17 protein-coding genes are annotated in these 20,768 nt (G+C 51.6%); 3 read left to right on the top strand and 14 right to left on the bottom strand.

Annotation, left to right across the window (positions count from 1 at the left end):
* Window positions 1-118: 118 nt before the first annotated feature.
* Complete coding sequence (locus tag SQ11_RS01780) at window positions 119-1,651, bottom strand: 2-isopropylmalate synthase (protein WP_041512368.1); 1,533 nt, start codon at window positions 1,649-1,651, stop codon at window positions 119-121.
* Between the two features lie 454 nt (window positions 1,652-2,105).
* Between SQ11_RS01780 and SQ11_RS01775 the strand changes: the two genes are divergently transcribed.
* Window positions 2,106-2,750 carry an IS5/IS1182 family transposase gene (locus SQ11_RS01775; protein ID WP_052493924.1) on the top strand — a complete coding sequence of 215 codons (645 nt, stop codon included), beginning with the start codon at window positions 2,106-2,108 and terminating at the stop codon, window positions 2,748-2,750.
* Window positions 2,751-3,059: 309 nt separating this feature from the next.
* On the opposite strand, the gene SQ11_RS01770 is transcribed toward SQ11_RS01775, so the two are convergent.
* Window positions 3,060-4,658, bottom strand: a complete 1,599-nt coding sequence (locus SQ11_RS01770; protein ID WP_041512367.1) for a hypothetical protein — start codon at window positions 4,656-4,658, stop codon at window positions 3,060-3,062.
* A gap of 1,248 nt (window positions 4,659-5,906) precedes the next feature.
* On the bottom strand, window positions 5,907-6,194 hold the full coding sequence (locus SQ11_RS01760) for an EexN family lipoprotein (RefSeq protein ID WP_156972382.1): 288 nt from the start codon (window positions 6,192-6,194) through the stop codon (window positions 5,907-5,909).
* A 538-nt stretch (window positions 6,195-6,732) separates the two neighbouring features.
* Between SQ11_RS01760 and SQ11_RS01755 the strand changes: the two genes are divergently transcribed.
* Window positions 6,733-7,359 carry an SCO family protein gene (locus SQ11_RS01755; protein WP_198140770.1) on the top strand — a complete coding sequence of 209 codons (627 nt, stop codon included), beginning with the start codon at window positions 6,733-6,735 and terminating at the stop codon, window positions 7,357-7,359.
* A 73-nt stretch (window positions 7,360-7,432) separates the two neighbouring features.
* Window positions 7,433-8,254 carry a cytochrome c oxidase assembly protein gene (locus SQ11_RS01750; protein ID WP_052493923.1) on the top strand — a complete coding sequence of 274 codons (822 nt, stop codon included), beginning with the start codon at window positions 7,433-7,435 and terminating at the stop codon, window positions 8,252-8,254.
* A gap of 83 nt (window positions 8,255-8,337) precedes the next feature.
* Here SQ11_RS01750 and SQ11_RS01745 read toward each other — a convergent pair whose 3' ends face one another.
* The 11 genes from SQ11_RS01745 to gnd form a co-directional block, all read right to left on the bottom strand.
* On the bottom strand, window positions 8,338-9,576 hold the full coding sequence (locus SQ11_RS01745; protein WP_232297853.1) for a cytochrome c: 1,239 nt from the start codon (window positions 9,574-9,576) through the stop codon (window positions 8,338-8,340).
* A gap of 85 nt (window positions 9,577-9,661) precedes the next feature.
* Window positions 9,662-10,060, bottom strand: a complete 399-nt coding sequence (locus SQ11_RS01740; protein ID WP_041512364.1) for a hypothetical protein — start codon at window positions 10,058-10,060, stop codon at window positions 9,662-9,664.
* Between the two features lie 66 nt (window positions 10,061-10,126).
* Window positions 10,127-10,723: a cytochrome c oxidase subunit 3 gene (locus SQ11_RS01735; protein WP_041512363.1), complete on the bottom strand. Its 597-nt coding sequence runs from the start codon at window positions 10,721-10,723 to the stop codon at window positions 10,127-10,129.
* A complete protein-coding gene (ctaD, locus tag SQ11_RS01730) occupies window positions 10,716-12,716 on the bottom strand; it encodes a cytochrome c oxidase subunit I (RefSeq protein WP_041512362.1) in 2,001 nt (666 codons plus the stop codon). The genes SQ11_RS01735 and ctaD overlap by 8 nt, the downstream gene beginning before the upstream one ends.
* A 7-nt stretch (window positions 12,717-12,723) precedes the next feature.
* Entirely contained in the window at window positions 12,724-13,746 is a 1,023-nt protein-coding gene (coxB, locus tag SQ11_RS01725; protein ID WP_041512361.1) for a cytochrome c oxidase subunit II, read from the bottom strand.
* A 692-nt stretch (window positions 13,747-14,438) separates the two neighbouring features.
* A complete protein-coding gene (locus tag SQ11_RS01720) occupies window positions 14,439-14,873 on the bottom strand; it encodes a hypothetical protein (protein WP_041512360.1) in 435 nt (144 codons plus the stop codon).
* Between the two features lie 182 nt (window positions 14,874-15,055).
* Complete coding sequence (locus tag SQ11_RS01715) at window positions 15,056-15,481, bottom strand: hypothetical protein (protein WP_041512359.1); 426 nt, start codon at window positions 15,479-15,481, stop codon at window positions 15,056-15,058.
* A gap of 180 nt (window positions 15,482-15,661) precedes the next feature.
* Window positions 15,662-16,846 (bottom strand): tetratricopeptide repeat protein, encoded by a 1,185-nt coding sequence (locus SQ11_RS01710; protein ID WP_232297852.1) that lies wholly within the window; start codon window positions 16,844-16,846, stop codon window positions 15,662-15,664.
* A 211-nt stretch (window positions 16,847-17,057) separates the two neighbouring features.
* Window positions 17,058-17,924, bottom strand: coding sequence for a carbonic anhydrase family protein (locus tag SQ11_RS01705; protein ID WP_041512358.1), 867 nt, complete (start codon window positions 17,922-17,924; stop codon window positions 17,058-17,060).
* A 349-nt stretch (window positions 17,925-18,273) separates the two neighbouring features.
* Window positions 18,274-19,704, bottom strand: coding sequence for a glucose-6-phosphate dehydrogenase (gene zwf, locus SQ11_RS01700; RefSeq protein WP_232297851.1), 1,431 nt, complete (start codon window positions 19,702-19,704; stop codon window positions 18,274-18,276).
* A complete protein-coding gene (gnd, locus tag SQ11_RS01695) occupies window positions 19,679-20,698 on the bottom strand; it encodes a phosphogluconate dehydrogenase (NAD(+)-dependent, decarboxylating) (RefSeq protein WP_041512356.1) in 1,020 nt (339 codons plus the stop codon). The genes zwf and gnd overlap by 26 nt, the downstream gene beginning before the upstream one ends.
* Window positions 20,699-20,768 lie beyond the last annotated feature (70 nt).

Raw genomic sequence — 20,768 nt, 5'->3', positions numbered from 1 at the left:
CAATACCGGCCGGCGGGAGGGAGCGGGAAAATCGCCAAGCCTTTCACAGTGCGAGGCAAGGCGGCTGATCCCGCTATCCGTTTCAAGAAGAGCATATTCCGCCCCGGCAATTCTTTCACTACACCTGCGGGTGAGCGCGTTCCAACTTGCTATGCAGCTTGTTGAGCGCGCTGAGATAAGCTTTCGCGGATGCCACCACGATGTCGGTGTCAGCGCCGTTTCCGTTGACGATGCGTCCCGATTTTTGCAGTCGTACGGTCACTTCACCTTGTGAATCGGTGCCGCTGGTGATGGCGTTAACCGAAAACAACTGCAAGTCGGCGCCACTGGCCAGGATTTTCTCGATTGCGCGGAAAGTGGCGTCTACTGGCCCGCTACCATCCGATTCGGCGCGCGATTCCTTGCCATCTTCGGCAATCACTATGCTGGCATGGGGTGTTTCGCCCGTTTCGCTATGTGCAATCAGCGATAAAAGCTTGTAGTGTTCATGTAAAGTCACGGTGTCTTCCGAAACCAGAGCGTGCAGATCTTCATCGAAAATATCATGCTTCTTGTCTGCCAATTCTTTGAAACGCATGAATGTGGCATTTAGCACTTCTTCCGATTCCAGCTCGATACCGAGTTCCGCTAACCGGCTGCGAAAGGCATTGCGCCCGGAGTGCTTGCCCAGCAGCAATTTATTTGCGCCCCAACCGACATCCTCGGCACGCATGATTTCGTAGGTCTCACGATGCTTTAGCACGCCATCCTGGTGTATGCCTGATTCATGGGCGAACGCATTTGCGCCAACAATAGCCTTGTTCGGCTGCACCGGAAAACCGGTTATGCCTGATACCAGTTTGCTGGCTGGTACGATGTGAACGGTATCTACGCGCGTGTCGCAGGGAAAGAAATCCTGACGCGTGCGTACCGCCATCACGATTTCCTCCAATGAAGCATTGCCTGCTCGCTCCCCCAATCCATTTACCGTGCATTCCACTTGCCGGGCGCCGTGCATTACCGCTGACAACGAGTTAGCTACCGCCAATCCAAGATCATTATGGCAGTGGACGGAGAACACCACCTTATCTGAATTGGGTATGCGCTCGCGCAACGTACGGATAAGCCCACCAAATTGCTCCGGCATCGTGTAGCCAACGGTATCGGGAATATTCAGGGTTCTTGCACCCGCATCGATGACCGCTTCCAGGACACGGCAGAGGAATGCAATATCCGAGCGGCCTGCGTCCTCAGGGGAGAATTCCACATCGTCCGTGTATTGACGGGCCCATTTCACAGCCTTCACAGCCTGCTCGACCACTTGGTCGGCGGACATGCGCAGTTTCTTCTCCATGTGAATCGGGGAGGTGGCAATAAAAGTATGAATACGTGCCGACCCGGCTCCCTGCAAGGCTTCGCCGGCGCGCTTGATATCCGCTTCGGTGGCCCGTGCCAGGCCACACACCGTACTGTCCTTGATCGCATCAGCTACCGCTTTTACCGCATCGAAATCACCGTTGGACGCGGCAGGAAAACCGGCTTCTATTATGTCCACTCGCATGCGCTCCAGTTGTCGCGCAATACGTACTTTTTCCTCCCTGGTCATGGATGCGCCGGGACTCTGCTCACCGTCACGCAGCGTCGTGTCAAAAATAATCAAATGATCTTTCACTGTTTTCTCCGTTTCAGAAAGAATAATTACATGTGATACAGAATCCAGGAACAGATTCCACGGGGGTAAAAACTTGGAGGGGGGGTTTAGTAGTTAGCGCGCAAAGCGCAGCAGTGGTCTCGCCAGAAGTGGCGGATGGCATAAAAAACGGAGAGGGAGAGTGGAGTAAGTCTGTTTCATGTGAGAAATATAAAGGGTTTCCCGAGTTCGTGCAATAGTTTCCAGAAGTGACGTGGGGGCTGGCCCTTTATTATGAACCCTTACCTGTCAAGTCATTGCATCTCGATGGATTTCACAAATTCTTGAGATCATTGCGACGCTTTTTTCACATGACTTGTGCTAGCGTGCCTCGTATGCCTTATCTCCACCGGATTCGTTTTTAAGACTCTGCACAATCGAATTGATCATGCTCGCATAAATTTGAGGTGAGAGATAACGAAGGGAGCGCAAGCCGATGCAAACGAGTTTTGGATCGATGAAAATGAAAGCGTGCGTGGGGCCTGATAGCGCATTGATGAAAGCACACGCGCTGATTGACTGGCATGGACTTCATATCCGGCTTGCGGAACTCAATAAATGGGAAGCCAGCCGGATGGGAGGACAAGAGATCATAGATCCATTAGTCATGTTCAAAGCACTATTGCTGGGGCAGTGGCACAACTTATCGGACTCGAAACTGGAAGAAGCGTTGCGCGTACGTATTGACTTCATGCATTTCTGCGGCATGGATCTTTCTGACGATGCGCCGGATGAAACCATGCTGTGCCGTTTTCGCAATCGCTTGATCGCATCGGGCAGGCTCGCTGGATTGCTCGCTGACGTGAATTCAGCGTTGCAGACCCATGGTCTTTCGGTCAAGCGTGCCCGGGGTGCAATCATCGATGTCACGCTGGTGTGGACGGCAGCTCGTCCCCGGCGTGACAAGGCCATCGAGCTGGATGCCACAGGCGCGCCAAAATTCCATGAAGACGGCACCTTGCCGGGTAGCACGGCAACGACATCGCCCAAATGGGCTAATTGTGCCGGAACCCGGAGCGCTGACCCGGATGCGACCTGGGTCAGGAAAGGCAAAAAAAATCACTTTGGCTATAACCTATAACCGTTACGTAAACGTGGCCGGTGAGAATAATTAAAGAGTTTCTAAGAAATTTGATCCTTGTCTTTCGGGTAAGGCGGTCCAACGCCCGGACTTGGGTAAAACGGTATATGGACGGTCCCCACCCTGGCGAGGGCCGGCTCCACCTCAAATTTGCCGATAGCTGCCATTTGATACGCAGATGACATTTTATCGCGAGGGCATCGGATCCCGGCTGGGAAAAAACCGGCACCCGTATGAGGAAAAACGAGCGAATGTAATGACCCGGGCAGGTTTCGCCGCGGCCCGGGATCAAATTAATAGGAAGGCCTGTTAGAAAGCAACCTGATATTGCACGACGAATTGGTTTCTATTGGAAATCGTATGTCCGGCGGTATTGAATATCGGCCTGTTTTGCCAGTCGAAAGTAACCTTGCTGTTGTGGCCTTTTATCAGCCAATTAAGTCCTAGGTTGAATACATTCATTTGATCGCGTAGGGCTTCCCAATTCGCACTCGTTATGGAGGCGTAGGGCTGAAGCTGACCATTGTTTGCCCCAATCAGATCTTTAGGCAACAAATATCCAATCTGGGCATACCAGAGATCGCCCGTACCAAACATCGGGAAGGTGTTGCCCGCCCCATTGAAGCTGGCACCCGCACCGACGCCGTTAGCCGAGTTCTGGCCGTTCCCGTTCATGCGAAGATAATTCGGCCCATAATTCAGACTGGTGTATCCGATATAAGCGGAGATAGCCGTTTCTTTCACCTTATCCACCGGCGCATCCAGATAGCCCGCGACTGACCAGTGTGTCATATCATGAAACCGAGCATCCGCGATCGAGGTGCCCGTCCACATGGCGTCTTTCTGTGTGGCAAAACCCGCTTCAAGATTCAGTATACTCTTCTTGCCCAGATAGGTTCCCTGCATATAAGGATTGGTATTCGGTTCCGTATCCCAGAAATTCCAATAGAACATTCCCGTAAAATTCTTTTTATGGCCAACCTGGGCAAAATTGGCAATCGTTGGCGAAATAGCGCCGTCATTCGCTATTCCGTCGTTTGTTATCGGAAACGAATCGTTCGCCGCTACCATATAGCGAAACTTGCTGATCTGGCCGCGAAGATATACACCTAACTGCCTATTAAACAAGGATGTCCGTTCGGTGGTGTACTGAAGACCAACCGGAACATCCATCGTCATAATGGTGCTGACACTGGGAGCGCTGAAGCGGGACAGGCCGTTGAACATGCCGAGGCCTCCCCCCACAACCATTTGGTGTCCTTCGGTCAGCCGCAATTCACCGAAGGCATCATGAAAATAGGCCGCAATATGCCGATTGTTATTCATTTGGGACAGGAAGTTGAAATTATTCATCCCGTACTGGGTGTAAAAGTATACCCGATCGGTGATTTGTCCTTGCAGGACGACACGGGTCCGGCGAAGCCCGATGTCGGTCGAGTCGTCCACCGGCTGGCCCTGTATGAGCGATCCCGGATTATTTTGTTCATACCGTAACTGAACCTGGTTAAGAAAGCCGAATTTGAGATACTGGCTGCCATCCCCATTTAGATTCCACTTGAATGGGTCTTTTTCTTTCCAATCTGCGAAACCAAATCCCCCTTTCGATGGGGCCGCGACCATTCCTTTTGATTTGTCCGCGGGATTCATGGTCGCTGGCGCGCCTTGGGGGGCTTGAGCCATGCCAGCATCCTTGCCCGTGGCCGGTGCCTGGCCCGAACCTGCACTAGCGGATGGGGTTGTGGGTTTGTCGGGCACTCTTTCGAACGAACCCATGCGTACACGTCCCTCCCCTGGTTCGGAATAGATCTGCTTGGTTTTGCTATCCACATACAAATCGATGGCCTGAGCATACAGCGAGGTTGAGAACATAAAGCCGGATAAAAAGGTTAATGTAAGACTAGGTTTCATCGGGTGCTCCGGATTTCAGAATTGAATATGGCGCGGCTAAAGTTTTTAAAAATATCAAGATCGCAAGTATTCTTGGTTATGTCGTTGAAATAATTTATCGACGAGATCCGATATCTGAAAGAACTTATTTCGGTAGGAAAATAGCATGGCCCGTGTCAAAGAAATGTCATGCAGATGTGAAGAATGCTGGAACATTCGTTAAGACAATGTCAAGCTGGAGTGAAGAATTCATCAGGGAATTTAGCGGGAGACTTCTGCGAACTGGCCGCGCTGTCGTTTGGCAATACCGGTGATCGGGCACAGCATGAAGCGCGGGAAGCGCGGTCCATGCAGACTGTTAAGGTTGTGAGATTGATGAAGTTGCGCGCTTTCCCAGAATGCTGGGCCGGCTCACGCTATTGCTGAAAGAAGGCATGAGGGATCGCCTGGGTCAGTTATTCATGGTGCTTTAGCTTGGAAACAGCGGGACAGAATAGCTTCTCGCGCCTTATCGTATGTCGCTGTCGATGGCGAAAATGCCATGCGTCGATGCTGGCCAGATGTGCAAGGAGAGGGGATCTGTTCGAGCGATGGAACCGGCAGTCGGAGTAGGGGTGAATGGTGATTGTCACTGTGGAGGCTTTCGCGAATGAGGAGATCCATTATCAGCAGACCAATGTACGTAACCTGCATAGATATCCTTCGTTCACGTCAATGCCTTGTCGATGGAGCAGTGGGGATACTGGCTGATACCCGTGCATGTGCTGATTTTTGGGGATGCGAAGCTCAAGCGGGATGCGAGCGCACGCAGGAGCCGGAAGAAAAAGCCGATCATGCAGAAGCGGTTATGCAGCAAGCATGTGAAGTCGCGGCGATACATAAAACCACCGGACAATTAATTTTGTTTTAAGGGAATCTCTCTCAGGTCGAGAGCGCGATCACCGCAGCAACCACCAGACCCTATTCCTACTCCATTTAAAACTTTTCAGCAGCATAGGCAAATCCTGTTGCGGCTACATGAGCTGCACTTGAAGTGATAATGATCACCTAGTTTTGTCGTTTCGCCGGGAAGCTCAATCAGCGTGATCCGCCCGGTAATCACCGTTCTGATCGGACCGGAGCCAAATACACCATATCACTGGATAGCTTGGTGGATAGGTAAGTTGTCTTTTGCTGTCTATCCTGGGGCCAAGGTGCCTTAACCGGGTTTTACGTTCTATTGCGCCCTAAACTCCTGAGCAGCGGATGACGCGCGGCGAGCGGCTTGCCCTAGGGAACCTTTGGCTCGGTCCTCACGTCCTCGCTCTTCGTACCCCACCTTGTATCTGCCTTTGCATTGTTTTCCGCACGACTGGCATTAATGCAGTTTGGCGTCGCGTCGTACTTGCCGGGATCGGACCTGCACTGGATCAGTTTTGCCGCGCGTTCGGCATCGTTTGTCTGGTACCAGTCAATGGACCGGACTTCTTCTTCTATTTTACGGGTTTCGCAACCGGCCAGCATCGATCCCAGGAACGTGCTTGCCGCCAGGGAAACCATAACTACTTGCCTTTTCATAATTGAGCTCTCTCAATAAATAACTCGTGACCAGCGTTAAAGCCGGAAAGAAATCCATTCGTTCACATTATTTCGCCTGTCCCGGATGCGGACGGTTCAAGTATGCACGGCGAGGCTCTACCGTTCTGTCTGCTAGCGAACCCATCGGCACGGAGGATCTGCTCCGGTCGCATCCGGAAAAGATCATCATAACCCCTGTGTTCCTGCCTCTTGGGATCGGCTCACAAAATGGAAAAAATCGTACGCTAAGCCTCGGCAGACACTCGTAGCGGTTGGAACTTACCCCGTTCATCGCACGTCAAGATGTGATCAGACCAGCTCTTACCGGGCATTAATAAGTTAAAGCTGCTTTATCTTTTCGAGGGATTGGCAATATTGGTCAGCTCGGGTGGCATCACCCGCCATTGGAAATGTGATCAATCAAGAGAAAGGATTGATTTGGCCAAACCAAATTGAAAGTTCCATAATGAAGTGCTCCTGCAAGCTTTCGCAACTGAGAGAAACCAGCTATGTCTAAGAATTGTTCCGAGAACTTACAATGCGGGAGCGTGTGATCGAAATGTGGAACTTCGAATTACGCCGTTGTATCCTGAAGCTGATCATGGCGTTGGTGATAAGCGGTTGCGTTCCTGAAAAGCCCTGGCATGTAGAAGAGGTGACCGGCCATTTGCCGGATCTGGATTTTTCTTTGACGTCTGATAGCGAACGCCTCGTCACAGCAAAAACATATAAGGGCTATATATTATTGCTGTACTTCGGATTCACAAATTGCGAAGCTGAATGTCCTATTTCCATGGCTCGTTTAAGCCGTGTAGTACAGCTTTTGGGCGATAATGCCGATCGCACACGAATCCTGTTTGTCACACTTGATCCTGCTCATGATAACCCTGAAGTCTTGCGCCGCTATGTAGCGCAATTTGATCCTGAACACGCGATTGGATTGACCGGCACAACAGGCGATATCCAGAATCTTACGAAACGATATCGGGCTGCTTACCGTTCCCGTTCCAAAATTGACAAGACCAATGACATCACCCACGGGGATGCCGTATATATTTTTGATTCACAAGGTCAAGCGCGTCTGCTGGCGACATCTGGCGACTCGGACGAGAATCTGGCAGAGGATATCCGGCGCCTCCTGCGCGATTCGCATCCATTGCGTTAGAAGAGCACTCGCTTGAAATAAAGCCAGCATACGGCAGTTCTGCCAAAGCAACGCCTTATAGCGCTTATTTATTATGGATTTGCTGTATTGGTTCATACCTTGGGAAGAGTCGGTGGTGGTTGTAGCCGCAACCGGTGTTGCGGCAATCTTATTTTCAAGAGGTTGCGCCAGAAGCCAGCCACAACTTCGCCAAAAAGTATATTTCTGGATGGGGCTTGCCTTCCTATATCTCGTTTCTCATACGCAGTTTGATTACTACTCCGAGCATCAATTTTTCATTCATCGGCTTCAGCACCTTGTATTGCATCATCTTGGGCCTTTCCTGATCATATTAAGCAGCCCATTATCCATACTTCTGCTTGGCATGCCCCGGAAGGGGAGGCATCTCTGCCGTCTGGCAGTCCGTTGGAAACCCCTGCAATATCTCGCATATGTCTTATGCAATCCCATCGTGGCCGTAATACTCTTCAGCGGCCTCATCGGCTTCTGGTTGTTGCCTTCCATTCATTTTACGGCAATGATCGATTGGCGTTTGTATCGTCTGATGAACTGGAGCATGCTCATAAATGGGCTGATTTTCTGGGGCCTTGTGCTAAATCCAGGCCCTGTATTTTCAACGCATTTATCGCCAGGGACTCGTATTGCAATGATGCTTGCCGTCATTCCACCCCAAATCGTGTTGGGCGCAATGATCTTTTTCGCCTCCCGTGAACTCTATCCTATTTATACTATTTGTGGTCGAGCTATTGGCGGCCTAAGTGCAATAGGAGATCAGCAAATCGGCGGAATAATTCTTTGGATCCACGGTGCAATGATGAGCGTGGTGGGAATATTGATTGTAGTGCGCAAGGAGTTGATGCCCCAGAGGTTACTTACAAAACGGCAGGCAAGTTGAGCAGAGATTACCCTAAAGAAAAACGGCGGGAATCGACCATCAAGTTATGTGGATATCGATGAGGCATATCGTTGGAAAACTGATCATTTTCGCAGCGCTTTTCGTAACAGGGACACGTCGCGTGGCGTCACGGGAGTCGCTGTATTGCCCCAGCTGTTGCGCACGTAGGTGAGGACGTCCGCGATGTCGCGGTCAGTAAATTTTTTTTCAAAGCTCGGCATTTCTTTCGGTTTCGGTCCATTTTCCGTCAGTGGTCCTTTTCCCCCTTCCAACACCTGGCGGATCAGGGAGGTGGCATCCTCGGAGAGAACCATTGAATTGCCGCCAAGCCGAGGAATTTTCGGAGGCTTGCCTGTGCCGCTGTCTCCATGGCATTTAGCGCAAAATCCCGCATACAGGCCGGCGCCGGGACGTTCGAATTGATCGCTGCCGGCTCCGGTCAACACTATCTTACTTGGCACTGCGGAAGGTTTATAGGGTTTATAGGATGTTTTTTCCTTTCGCGCTGGAAGAGATTTAAGATAGTGTGCAATAGCGTCCAAATCTTCTTTCCGTAAATGCTGTGTGCTGTTTTCGATAACGGTGACCATGCTGCCAAATGCTACCGCGTATCCGCTATGGCCTGTTTCCAGGAACATTGAAATTTCTGTCTCGGACCATCTACCCAGGCCGGATGCGTGGGTTCCGGTCAGATTCGCGGCATACCAGTTATCCACTACCGCGCCGCTCAAGTAGTCGGACGATGATTCTGAATATCCTTTTTCCTGATAGGCCAAGCCGCGCGGGGTATGGCAGGCCCCACAGTGGCCTAGCGTTTGCACCAGATATGCGCCACGGTTCCACTGCGCATCGCGGTCGGCACGCGGCTTATAGCGTTTTTGATTTACGAATGCCGCACTCCAGAACATAAGAGTCCAGCGCTGATTGAAAGGAAAAGGCAGTCTGGTCTGAGGCGGCGTGTGGCTGACAGCCTTCACTTCCTTCATAAAATAAGCATAGAGTGCCTGAATATCGCTATCCAGTGTCGCCGCGAAGGAGGCATATGGCATCGCCGGATAAAGACGCCTGCCGTCTCTGGCAATGCCTTCGCGAACGGCCCGGCTAAAATCAGCGTAACTATATTGACCGATGCCGGAGATCGGATCGGGTGTAATATTCGTCGAATAAATAATCCCAAATGGCGAGTTGATCGGCAATCCGCCAGCAAACGGAGGGTGGTCTGGCCCGGCGGTATGACAGCTCACGCAATCCGCGACCTTGGCAAGATATCTCCCACGTGCCACCATGGCAGGATCGGCGGCTTGGGCGTTTGCGGCAATCATCCATATAGCAATCCATGAATAACCTGCGGCTTTGCTCAGCGCCCTGTTAATCGAATCCGTGAATGGGGTTCCCGGTATCATTTGATCAAGTCCAGGCGCTACAAGGCGATACCAATAAAACTGCGCAACCGGTAAATAAAATTGCGACGATAAAAACGAAACTCGACATTATTCCCAGCATCGCCAGAAATAATGCCTGGCCCCCATCAACTTCGAAGACAGCCTCCCCTGTGTCAGTCCCGGAAAATCGGTGACCTGTTCGTCGCCATGACGTCCATGCGACATATCCCGAAATCAGCCCGCCCAGCAAACAGATCAGACTGATTGCTGCGAGTATTGCAGGCAAATTGACCCAGAGCGGGGCGGAAAGCGGAACCAGATGCGGATAGCACGCATACGCCGCAATGGGTTCACTCACGGACATCTGGGTGACCCATGCGGCGGGTGCGCCGAATAATGCTAGTAATGTTCTGTATGTACCCATCGAACCATGATAAAGAGCACGATGTTGTTGGGGGTATCCTGTTTATTGGAAAAGCTTATTTCAAATTTATAGATAAGGAAATATGTACAACGTAGTGAAAACGAACAGCCAGACCACATCGACGAAGTGCCAATAGACTCCGCCTATCGTCACAGCGGCGTAGCGCCTATCGTCAAAATAACCGAGCGCCATCCAGATCAGCAGGAGCAACAGGACGACCAGCCCTATGATGACGTGACACAGATGAAATCCTGTGATCGTGAAGTACAGCGACCCGTACAAACTCGACGTCATATCATAAGTTTTCCTATCCCATTCCGTGAGTTGAATCATTACGAAGCAAATGCCGAGTGCGATCGCCAATATCATCGCGGCGATGCTCCAATATATTTGTCTTCGCCGGATACAATGCTCGCTGATCCAAACGCAAGCGCTGCTGGCGAGCAATATCGCTGTATTGACAGCCGGCATGAGTAGTACGGGCAAACCTTCCGGTGGCCATTGCTGTTCGGTTTGTGCAGCCAGATAGAAGTATGCAAACAACAGATATCCAAAAAGAGATCCTTCCGTTACGATCAACGCCAGAATCCCCCACCAGCCACCTGATAGCTTGCCCTTGCTTCCCACCGGCAAGAGCTGATTGAATGGACTCGCATCAGTCATGAGCCTCTCCGTGCGAGTGAGCAGCGCTGGGTACTCGTTGAGCCAGCGCCTTTTGAGGCCACATCCATATTATTAGCGCAATACAGCCCGCTGCAGCCATTATCCCCGCAAAGTTCCACCAATGAAGCAGCAACCCAACGAACATCAATGAAACGAACAGTCCCACAAAGAACGGCGTGGAGGAGTCTTCCGGCATTTTAAGTATGGTTACTGGCTTGGCATCGATAGGTGAAGTACCTATAGTTTCCCGCCCCTGCGTCAATAAATACCCTTCTGTCAGGCTGGAACGTCCGGTGTCTTCGTCAAGCCGATCTTCCCATAATGGATGGCGGCTCGCGATAATGGGGATGGCTGCAAAGTTGTAAGCCGGCGGCGGTGAAGATACAGACCACTCTAGTGTCGCCGCGTCCCACGGATTTGCTCCCACCCGGGCACCGCGCTTGAGGCTGAGCGCGACGTTGACCAGAAAAATCAGGATGCCGACGGCAAATATGAAAGAGCCGATGGATATGATCATGTTGACCGTATCCCATCCCATGCGGGATGAATATGTATAAATACGCCGCGGCATCCCCAGCAGGCCGGCCACGTGCATCGGAAAAAAACCTATGTTAAAGCCGATGAACATGACCCAGAAGCTCCATTTGCCCATTTTTTCATCCATCATTCGGCCGGTGAATTTGGGAAACCAGTAATAGATGCCGCCCACGACTGGGAATACATTGATGCCAATTAATACATAGTGCAGGTGTGCGACGATGAAGTAGGTTTCGTTAAGCTGCCAATCGAGTGATACGGCTGCCGTCATCACACCAGACAAACCACCGATTACAAATAGCATGACAAAGCCGGCAAAAAATAGAAATGGTGTCTTGAATACAGGTTTTCCGAGCCAGATAGTTGCGATCCACGCAAATACGGCGACCGAGCTTGGGATTGAAATTACCATACTGGCGGCACCAAAAATTGACAGGGCAACCGTAGGCAAACCGGTAGCAAACATGTGATGAATCCATACTTCAAATCCAACCAGCATGGTTGCTATGGTGGCAAGAGCCATCGCCGCGTAACCAACCAAGGGACGACGGCAGAATGTAGGTAATGCATCCGAAACGATGCCCATCGCGGGAAGCACGATCGCATACACCCATGGATGACCGAAAATCCAGAACAAGTGTTGCCACAGCAGTGGTTTTCCCCCATTGGCGACATCAAAAAAATGGGTGCCGATCTGACGGTCAAGCCACAGAAGAAAAAAGGCGAGACTGACCGCGGGGATAGCCAGAAGATTAGCCACGGATGCGGTGAGTGTGCCCCACACCAGAATGGGTACCCGATTGATTGTCATGCCCGGTGCTCGCATCCGAAATAGCGTAACCACAAAATTGACCGATCCGACAGTCGTTGATATTCCCAACAGCACCATGCCGAGTGCAAAGACATCGATATTGGGACCGGTGTTATAAATGGGCCCCGAAAATGGGACGTAGTTGAACCAACCGGCATTGGGTGCCTGGCCGAGAGGAAAGCTCGCGTACATGAAAATGCCCGCAAATAGAAAGATCCAGTAGGAGAGCGCGTTTAGGCGGGGGAATGCCATGTCTCGCGAGCCCAATAATAACGGCCAGAGATAATTGGAAAATCCAGACAATATCGGCAAGGCGTACAAGAAAATCATGGTCACGCCGTGCATCGTGAACAGCTGGCTATATTGTTCCGGCGTCAGCAGGGCATGATTCGATCCCGCGAGTTGTATACGCATGATCAGCGCCTCAATGCCGCCCATCAGCAGGAAAATAAATGCCGTGACGATATATCGCAGACCGATCGTCTTATGATCGACTGTAGAAAACCAGCCGCGCCAGCCCGGCAGCGATTCCCATATATGGGCGAGATGCGCTTCGGTACCCGAACCCATCGGAGCCCGCCCAAAGTCCGGCACGCGGTTAAGGCGATCATCCGGTGGATTATGTGTCATGTCAGAGATAGCCATACCTTCTCTAATTCAGTGTCGATAAAAATAACGCCAGTTCAGTCGTCTCGGATTCCGATAACGCAATACTTGGCATACGCGATCCAGGTTTGAGCCTTTGTGCGTTGATGACCCACTTCATCAAATGGTCAGGCGTATTCGTCAATAGTCCAGCCGCAAGCCAGCGCCGTGAGTTCAAGTGAGTCAGATCAGGAGCATGGTCGCCCGCAGCGCTGGTTCCACGGATTGTGTGACAGCCGGCGCAACGATCCATGAACAGCTTGTGTCCTGGATCTTCGTTTGACATGAAGGTAAGTGGAGCTGTTCGACGCTGGGCATTCTGCCATTTCTCAAAATCCTGGGCACTCTCCGCGATAACCTCAAGACCCATGTGAGCATGGCCCGCACCGCAATATTGAGCGCATTGCCCGGTATATATGCCGGGTACATCGGCCTGTATCCATTGTTGATTCGTCAGGCCCGGAATCATTTGTGTCTTGCCCGCGAGCGTCGGCACCCAGAAGGCATGGATGACGTCGGCGCTTTTCAATTTGATAAGGACAGGCTGGCCCACGGGAATATGTAGCTCATTGGCAGTGATAAAGCGGTGCGCAGGATCATCGTGTTCATACTCGATTTTCCACCACCAGTCGTACCCTGTAACAGTCAGGATAACGGCCGGGGCCTGGGGAGGCTTCGCAACCTCGTTCAGCACCATCAGCGAATATATAACCAGTCCAAACAATACGCAGGTGGAAATTCCCGTTCCTATATATATCCACCGTAGACCTTCGCCTTCACGGCCAATCGAGCGCGGATCGGCGAGAGGACGCTTACGCAGCACAGCCGCTAGCAGCAGTAGGGCGATAATGAGGCATACCGCCACTGACAGGCCTGCAAGCAACCATCCCAGATGCATTGTCGGTTTAGCTGCCGGACCATAACTATGTAAAAAATAGTTTAGCGGGGCGTCCGTTGTGCTTGCCATGGTGGCAGTTGACACGGTCGCCAGCGCTATCAGGCCGGACGTGCGGAATGTGACAGTGCTCATATGAAATCTTGAGTCAATGACTTTTCATCTCGGGACAACTAAATGAAGCGTAAGCAGTTCTCCGACGGAAATTGATCATAGGCATTAAGGGACGAAGTTAATTCCGCGCCAAAGTAGAGATTCTCATTGAACTCCTTCGGCGTTTGATCAATTAATTTGATATCGAAGTGGCGATATAATTCCTGAAAAAACGTCGCTAAGAAAAGTAGAAGCTAAATCCGATCTTCTTCGATAGCTTTGTAATAAGCGTGCCTGAAGCTATCAGATTAGTTATAGTCCATTTTTAGGACAGGGAGTGGAATTCATGGATGTGATGCAATACCACACCAGAAGGTTACCGGCGCAAGAATGGCGCATTTTATGGAGAATATAAGCCGGTCAAAGTTTGTGACGGCTATTGCAACTAAGATAAATGAAGTCAGGATCGATACTTAATCCTCGAAGATAGCGGATCCCAATCGAGACCCCCAGGATTCCTGCAGGAGTATTCCATTATCATAATGCCTTCTCTGCAGGCTGGTCTAGATGGTTTTAGGGTAAAACTTGATCATGCAAGTGTCCGATCAATCTCGCCAGTATTATGACAACAGCGTCACATAACAAAAACTGTGCCGTTACAGTGAAGTTTGGAGGGTGAACGCAGAAGAGATGCCTGTCTGATTCTCCGCCGCATTTGTTTTGTCATGGATGCGTTATCCTCCCGCTGCGCCGCCTGCGGAAATATTGGTGTCCACATCCGGGTTCGGTCCGGGGGGTGAGTCGGGTCCGAAGAATATCCTAATAATCTTGCGAAAAAGGCTTTCCGGTTCGGGGGCAGGGGACTCGCCCCAGCCAGGTTCCTGATTTGAGGGTAACGAACTTGCCGGAGAGCCGGATTGATCGGGTGTGTGCTGTTCGGGCGCGGCGCTGCCTTTTTTTTGCGGCGAACTTTCCTGATCTGAGGCGGCATCTTTCTGCCTGGATGATGGCTGTGTCGCTGTCGAAACGCCTTGCCCAGGAATCGAAGCGCCATCATGTCCGGCCGCGCCGGTTTGAGCATGGGGAACACCTGCCATGGTGAGAATCATGATGCCAGCAAGCGCCGCCGATTGCATCGCTGGACTTCTCAGAATGGAATTTTGTTTCATAATAATTCCTCTTTCTTTTTCTCGTTAATCCGGCGAAATAGCGAACTGAGTGGCTTGCATCGATCCATGATTTCTCCCAGGTGTCTACATCCACTCATATCATCAATGCAACACTGCTGGCGCTTTGCGTCATACAAACCGGTAATCTAAGAGGAATCCGGCTCTACCTCATACATGAGCACTTAGCCCCCCGCACCTCCTGCCGATATATTGCTATCCATATCCCGATTGGGCCCCGAGGAGTCGCGTCCGTAGAAGATTCTTCTCATCTTGCAAAAGAAACTTTCTTGTTCCGGTGTAGCGTACCTGCACGAGCCAGCCCCAGGTGCCTGGTCCACGGATGCCCCGTTTGACGAAGAATTTAACCGATCGGGTGTGCCTGGTGTGGAGGCGGCGCCCGCGCTCTCGGGTGGCAAATCTTTTTGACCTGTCGCGGCGTCTCCCCATCTTTGCGAGAGCTGCGCCACGATCAGGCTGCCCTGTACGGACATCGAGACACCTGGCTGTCCAGTCTGCGCATGGGATACGCTCATTAAGCCGGAAATCATAATGCTGGCGAGCGTCACGAACCAAGCTGCGGCATTCCTCAGAGTGAACCTGGGCTTCATGGTTTTTACTCCTCCTTATCCGGTTCGGAAAGATAGACAATGAAATGTCCCGCCGAATCTTAGTAGTCTCTTCACCGCGTCATGCTCTCAGGCGTATCGATGGGATATCATTCTCCATCATCATTGTAGCGTTTTTGAGATCACTCGGTTTTGCCAGAAACTCGTTTCATAGCGTTTCCTCTATTCGGCGGCTGATATTCGCCTTTCCACCGCCGCCGCTTCTATTTCCCTGCCGGACTTTCTGTAGAATTCGGCGACATTATTCAGACTTGAAATCACATTGGGATGTTTGTTGCCAAAAGCTCTCTCCAGGACGGACAAAGAGCGGATGAAGAGCGGTTCGGCCTCCGCATATCGTTCCTGAGCTTCATAGAGTTTCGCTAAATTGTTCAGGCTCAAGGCTACATGAGGATGATCAAGCCCGAGCGCTTTCTCCCAGATCGCCAGCGAGCGTTCGAAGAGCGGTATAGCTATCTCGTACTTGCCTTCCGCATAATAAAGTTCCCCCAGATTATTCAGGGTGGTTGCTACATTGGGGTGGTCGGACCCAAGCGCTTCCTCGTTGATTGCCAGCGAACGCTTGAAGAGCGGCTTAGCCAGAGTAAAGTTACCTTCGGCGGTATATAGTTCCGCAAGATTGTTCAGACCTTTGGCAACGCTCGGATGGCTGGGTCCGAAAACTTGTTCCCAGATCGTCAGTGAACGGTTGTAAAGCGGTTCGGCTTCCGCGTAATTACCCTGCGCGCGGTAGAGTCCCGCGAGATTATTCAGGCTAATGGCCACATCGGGATGATTGGGTCCAGCGGATTTTTCCCAGATTGCGAGGGATCGTCGATATAACGGCTCGGCTTGTGCGTAATGACCCTGAATTTTATAGAGGAGCGCAAGATTATTGAGACTTGTGGCCACATCAGGATGGTCCTGTCCGAGCTTTTTTTCCCAAATTGCAAGTGAACGTTTGTACAGGAATTCGGCTTCTGTGTACCGGCCCTCGGCACGATAGAGTTCCGCCAGATTATTCATTCCCTTGGCTACTGCGGGATTATCGGATCCCAGCGTTTTCTCCCAAATCACCAGCGCGCGTTTATAAAGCGGTTCCGCCTGAGCGTATTCGCCTTGCCCTTGAAAAATTAGGCCGAGATTGTTCAGCGTCTGGGCTACATTGGGATGATCGGCACCCCATTCCTTTTCGGCGATCTCGAGCGCTTCTTGTACCAGTACTGTCGCCTGATCGTAACGTCCATTCTGGTAGTGTGATTTTGCTTCGGCATTCAGGCTGGCCCATTTCCCAGTTTGCGCATGGGTCAAGGGCGAAAAAGTTAACAGAAAGGAAATAATGACGAACGGAACGATACGCGTTTTCATTTTACTGGGCTGCCAAATATTGGCAAAAACTGCCAGCATGCTTAGATCCGGAAGGTTTTCGATAAAAGCCATAGCCGGTGATCAAGCAGCAGAAAGCTATTGATTCAGCAGGAATCGGGAATGGTCGGTAGCCGCTTGTTTTCGCCTTCCACCATCTTTTGGAGATGGTGGAAGTAAAAAGGCGCATCGACTATTTCTTGCTTATGCAAATTTATGCAATAGAACCCACAAAACCTGGGTTGACAAGACGCCGCCGTGCAACGAAGCCTATCAGGCACAGTCCCGCCAACAGCATGGCGTAGGTTTCCGGTTCCGGGACCACAGTGGCAAATCCCGGTACATCGGTGAATATTGGTCGTCCATTGAGCGCCTGAACCTCACGCGCATCACCGTTCGGGAAGAGGGAACTGAAAGCACTAATTTGTTCCTTGGACATCTCCATTGGTTGCGCCAGGTCGACCCATTTTACGCCTTCAGAAAATGGGGGGGTGGTTAGCGAGCCATCATAGCGAAAGGAGTTCAGATTGTCCGGAATCAGCGCATTCAAATTGAAGTGATCAACTGTGAGCGTATCCGTTACGGAATGCGGCAAGTTGGAGAAAATCGGGGCAAGCGCTTTATTGAAGCTTCCCTCCTCGATCCATCGGCCTACGACAAGCAGGTTATTTTGGGCATCGGCAAATACCAAGTGCATCTCCATGGGAAACTTATAGCCGTTCTCCAAATGCTCCGCAGGTGTATGAAAGTGGAACTGGGACAATCTATACGTATCCCCGCCAACCGTTACCGATCCGGCACCGGGATCGACGAGATTGGCTCTGGCAGCGGTTTTGTCCACGCCAGGCGAGCCATTATTGATTACCTTCAGTTGAGTATCGGAATTCAATGTAAATAAAAGGGGAGACAAATTCTTATCAAAAGTTGTGTTATTGGTAGTGATGTTAATGGGGCTTTGCGCCTCCATTGCAGCCAGATTATCCGCCAGCCTATCTGCTTGCGCGGCAGGCGCTGTGAGAAAAAGAATAGCAGAAGCCAGCATGGCGGATTGCGTTAATTTAAAATGGAATGAAGTATTCATAAAGAGGTCCCCTTTAAAGTATGACATCTGATTGGAAGGACAGAAATGACATCATGCAGTCCAGAAAATAACATGCTACTTGTGAAAAAAGCGTCGCCTTAGTGTAAAAAAAAAGTTAACCCTACCGTCTGTACGGAGATCTGATTTCTTTTCCATATACATCATAAACATGACATATATGTTGCGATCATGGCTTGCTTATTCCAGCTTTGAACTATCAGGAGTTTCCCATTGAAACCAAATTTCGGCGGATTGCGTTATCGAAAGAATGGGCTGCGTAAATGAGTGATCTGTAATATGAATCCACTCTGCTCTTATGCCACTGATATAATAAGCCGCCTCGCGGCCATTAGATTTTCGACTCCGGGTTGTGCCAGCATCCATCGGGCGCGATGAGCGCCTCGGCTACTTTGGGTCCCCAGCTCCCGCGTTTGTAGGGAAGCGCCCGATGATGCGTTGTAAGAACGCGATCGAGCGTCGCCCAGGCGGCTTCTACCGCTTCCTGACTTGTAAACAGCGCGTCATCGCCGATCATGGCGTCATGCAAAAGCCGCTCGTAAGGTGATTCGCACCCGAAGCGCTCTTCGGCCAGGCAGAGTTCCCGCTGGTTGCCAATAAACTCTTTTCCCATGCGCTTGACTCGCGCGGCAATGGCAATGGCGGAAAGCGGAGAAAGCCGGAAGCGTAAATAGTTGGCGTTGCAAATCTCCGGCCCCGAGTCGGCGAAAAGCCGTTGGGGTGGCGGTTTTAACTGCACAATGACTTCCGCTGCCGTCTCCGCAAGAAATTTTCCGGAGCGCAAATACCACGGAACGCCTTCCCAGCGCCAGGAGTCAATGAAAAGGCGCAAGGCGCAGAACGTCTCGACGTCGGAGTCCTTCGCAACGCCGGCTTCCTTGCGATAACCGGCATACTGTCCACGCACCAGGTCGTCTGATATTACCGGGCGCATGGCCTGAAAAATATTGGTTTTCTCACCCTGAACCGATCCAAAACCTCTGTAGGAAGGGGGCTCCATGGCGAGCAGCGCGACGATTTGGAAAAGATGATTCTGTATCACGTCGCGAAGGCAGCCCGCAGATTCGTAAAATCCGCCGCGGCCTTCCACGCCAAAATTCTCGGCGAGTGTTATCTGGACGCTGGCTACGTAGTTTCGATTCCATATCGGCTCAAGGAATGAATTGGCGAATCGGAAATAGAGAATGTTCATGATCGCCTCCTTCCCAAGAAAGTGATCGATGCGAAAGATCGAGTCTTCCGGGAATACCGAGCGCGCGATGCGGTTAAGCTCGCGCGCTGAAGCGAGGTCGCGTCCGAATGGTTTTTCAACGATTACTCGCGCATGATCCACTAGATGCGCGGCGCCAAGGCTTTTTATGACGGTAGCAAAAAGCGAAGGCGGAATCGCGAGATAATGTGCCGGGCGCCGGGTATCACCCAACGCCGCCTTGATGGTCTTGAACGTCTCCGGACTATTGTAATTTCCGCTTACGTACCGGAGCAGGGAAAGAAGGTGATTCAGCGCATTCGGGTCATCAACTTTTCCGGCCTTTCTTATAGCCGCAGCCGCTCTGTCACGAAGTTGCGCGAGGCTATAGTTCGAAGAGGCCACGCCGACCACGGGCACATTGAGAGAACCCTGCCTCGCCATCGCATAAAGTGCCGGAAAGATTTTCTTCTGGGCAAGGTCACCCGTTATCCCGAATAGCACCAACGCATCGGATGGCTTCGCGTCGCCGTTGGCCCTGTTCATCTCAGGCCCCTTCTTTTTTTTCGCCATGGCCGCCAAATTGCTTTCTCATTGCGGAGAGCAATCTGTCGGCATAGTCAGCATTCCCGCGGGACTCGAAGCGGCTGAAGAGCGCGGCGCTGATGACGGGCACGGGCACCCCTTCGTCGACTGCGGCCAGCGTTGTCCAACGCCCCTCACCGGAATCCGATACGCGCCCCGAGAACTCAGTCAGTTCGGCATCTTCAATCAAAGCTTCTGCCGTCAGATCGAGTAGCCAGGAAGCCACAACGCTGCCTCGCCGCCATACCTCTGCGATTTCAGGCAAATCCAGCTCATACTGGTAAAATTCGGGGTTGCGCATGGGTGTCGTCTCTGCATCCATATCTTGCACCCGCTTGCCGGCATTGGCGCTATGCAGGATATTCAGGCCTTCGGCATAAGCCGCCATGAGTCCATATTCAATCCCGTTATGGACCATTTTGACAAAATGACCAGCCCCGTGCGGCCCGCAGTGCAAGTAGCCCTGTTCCGCTGTGCCATCACGTCCGTGACGGCCAGGTGTGCGCCGCGCCGCGCCAATGCCCGGTGCGAGGGCCGCAAAGATAGGGTCAAGGTGATCGATTATTTCTGGTTCACCGCCGATCATCAGGCAGTATCCGCGTTCACGGCCAGCAACGCCACCGCTTGTTCCGACATCCACATAGTGGATTCCCCGCAAGCGCAATTCGGTACCACGCCTGATATCATCGTGGTAATAGGAGTTGCCTCCGTCAATGATAATGTCGCCCGCCTCAAGCAGCGACGCCACCTTCGAAAGAATTTCATCAACCGCTGCGGCGGGCACCATCAACCATACTATGCGCGGTGCAGCTAGGCGAGCGACCAACTCCTCGACTGAGGATGCTCCGATGGCGCCTTGCAACTGCAGCGCCTCCACGGCTTCAGTGCGAGGGTCGTAAACCACACATTCGCTTCCGGCTTTCATCAGGCGGCTAACCATGTTAATACCCATGCGTCCCAATCCTATCATTCCCAATTGCATCTTGATCTCCTGTTAAGAATTGAATCTAACCCGGCGGTTGATCGCTCTTGGCGATCTAGAATGATGATTT

This window comes from Nitrosospira sp. NpAV (assembly GCF_000832065.1).
Taxonomy (GTDB): Bacteria; Pseudomonadota; Gammaproteobacteria; order Burkholderiales; family Nitrosomonadaceae; genus Nitrosospira.
The sequence above is the reverse complement of the archived record's forward strand: the minus strand, read 5'-3'. Positions and strand labels throughout refer to the sequence as shown.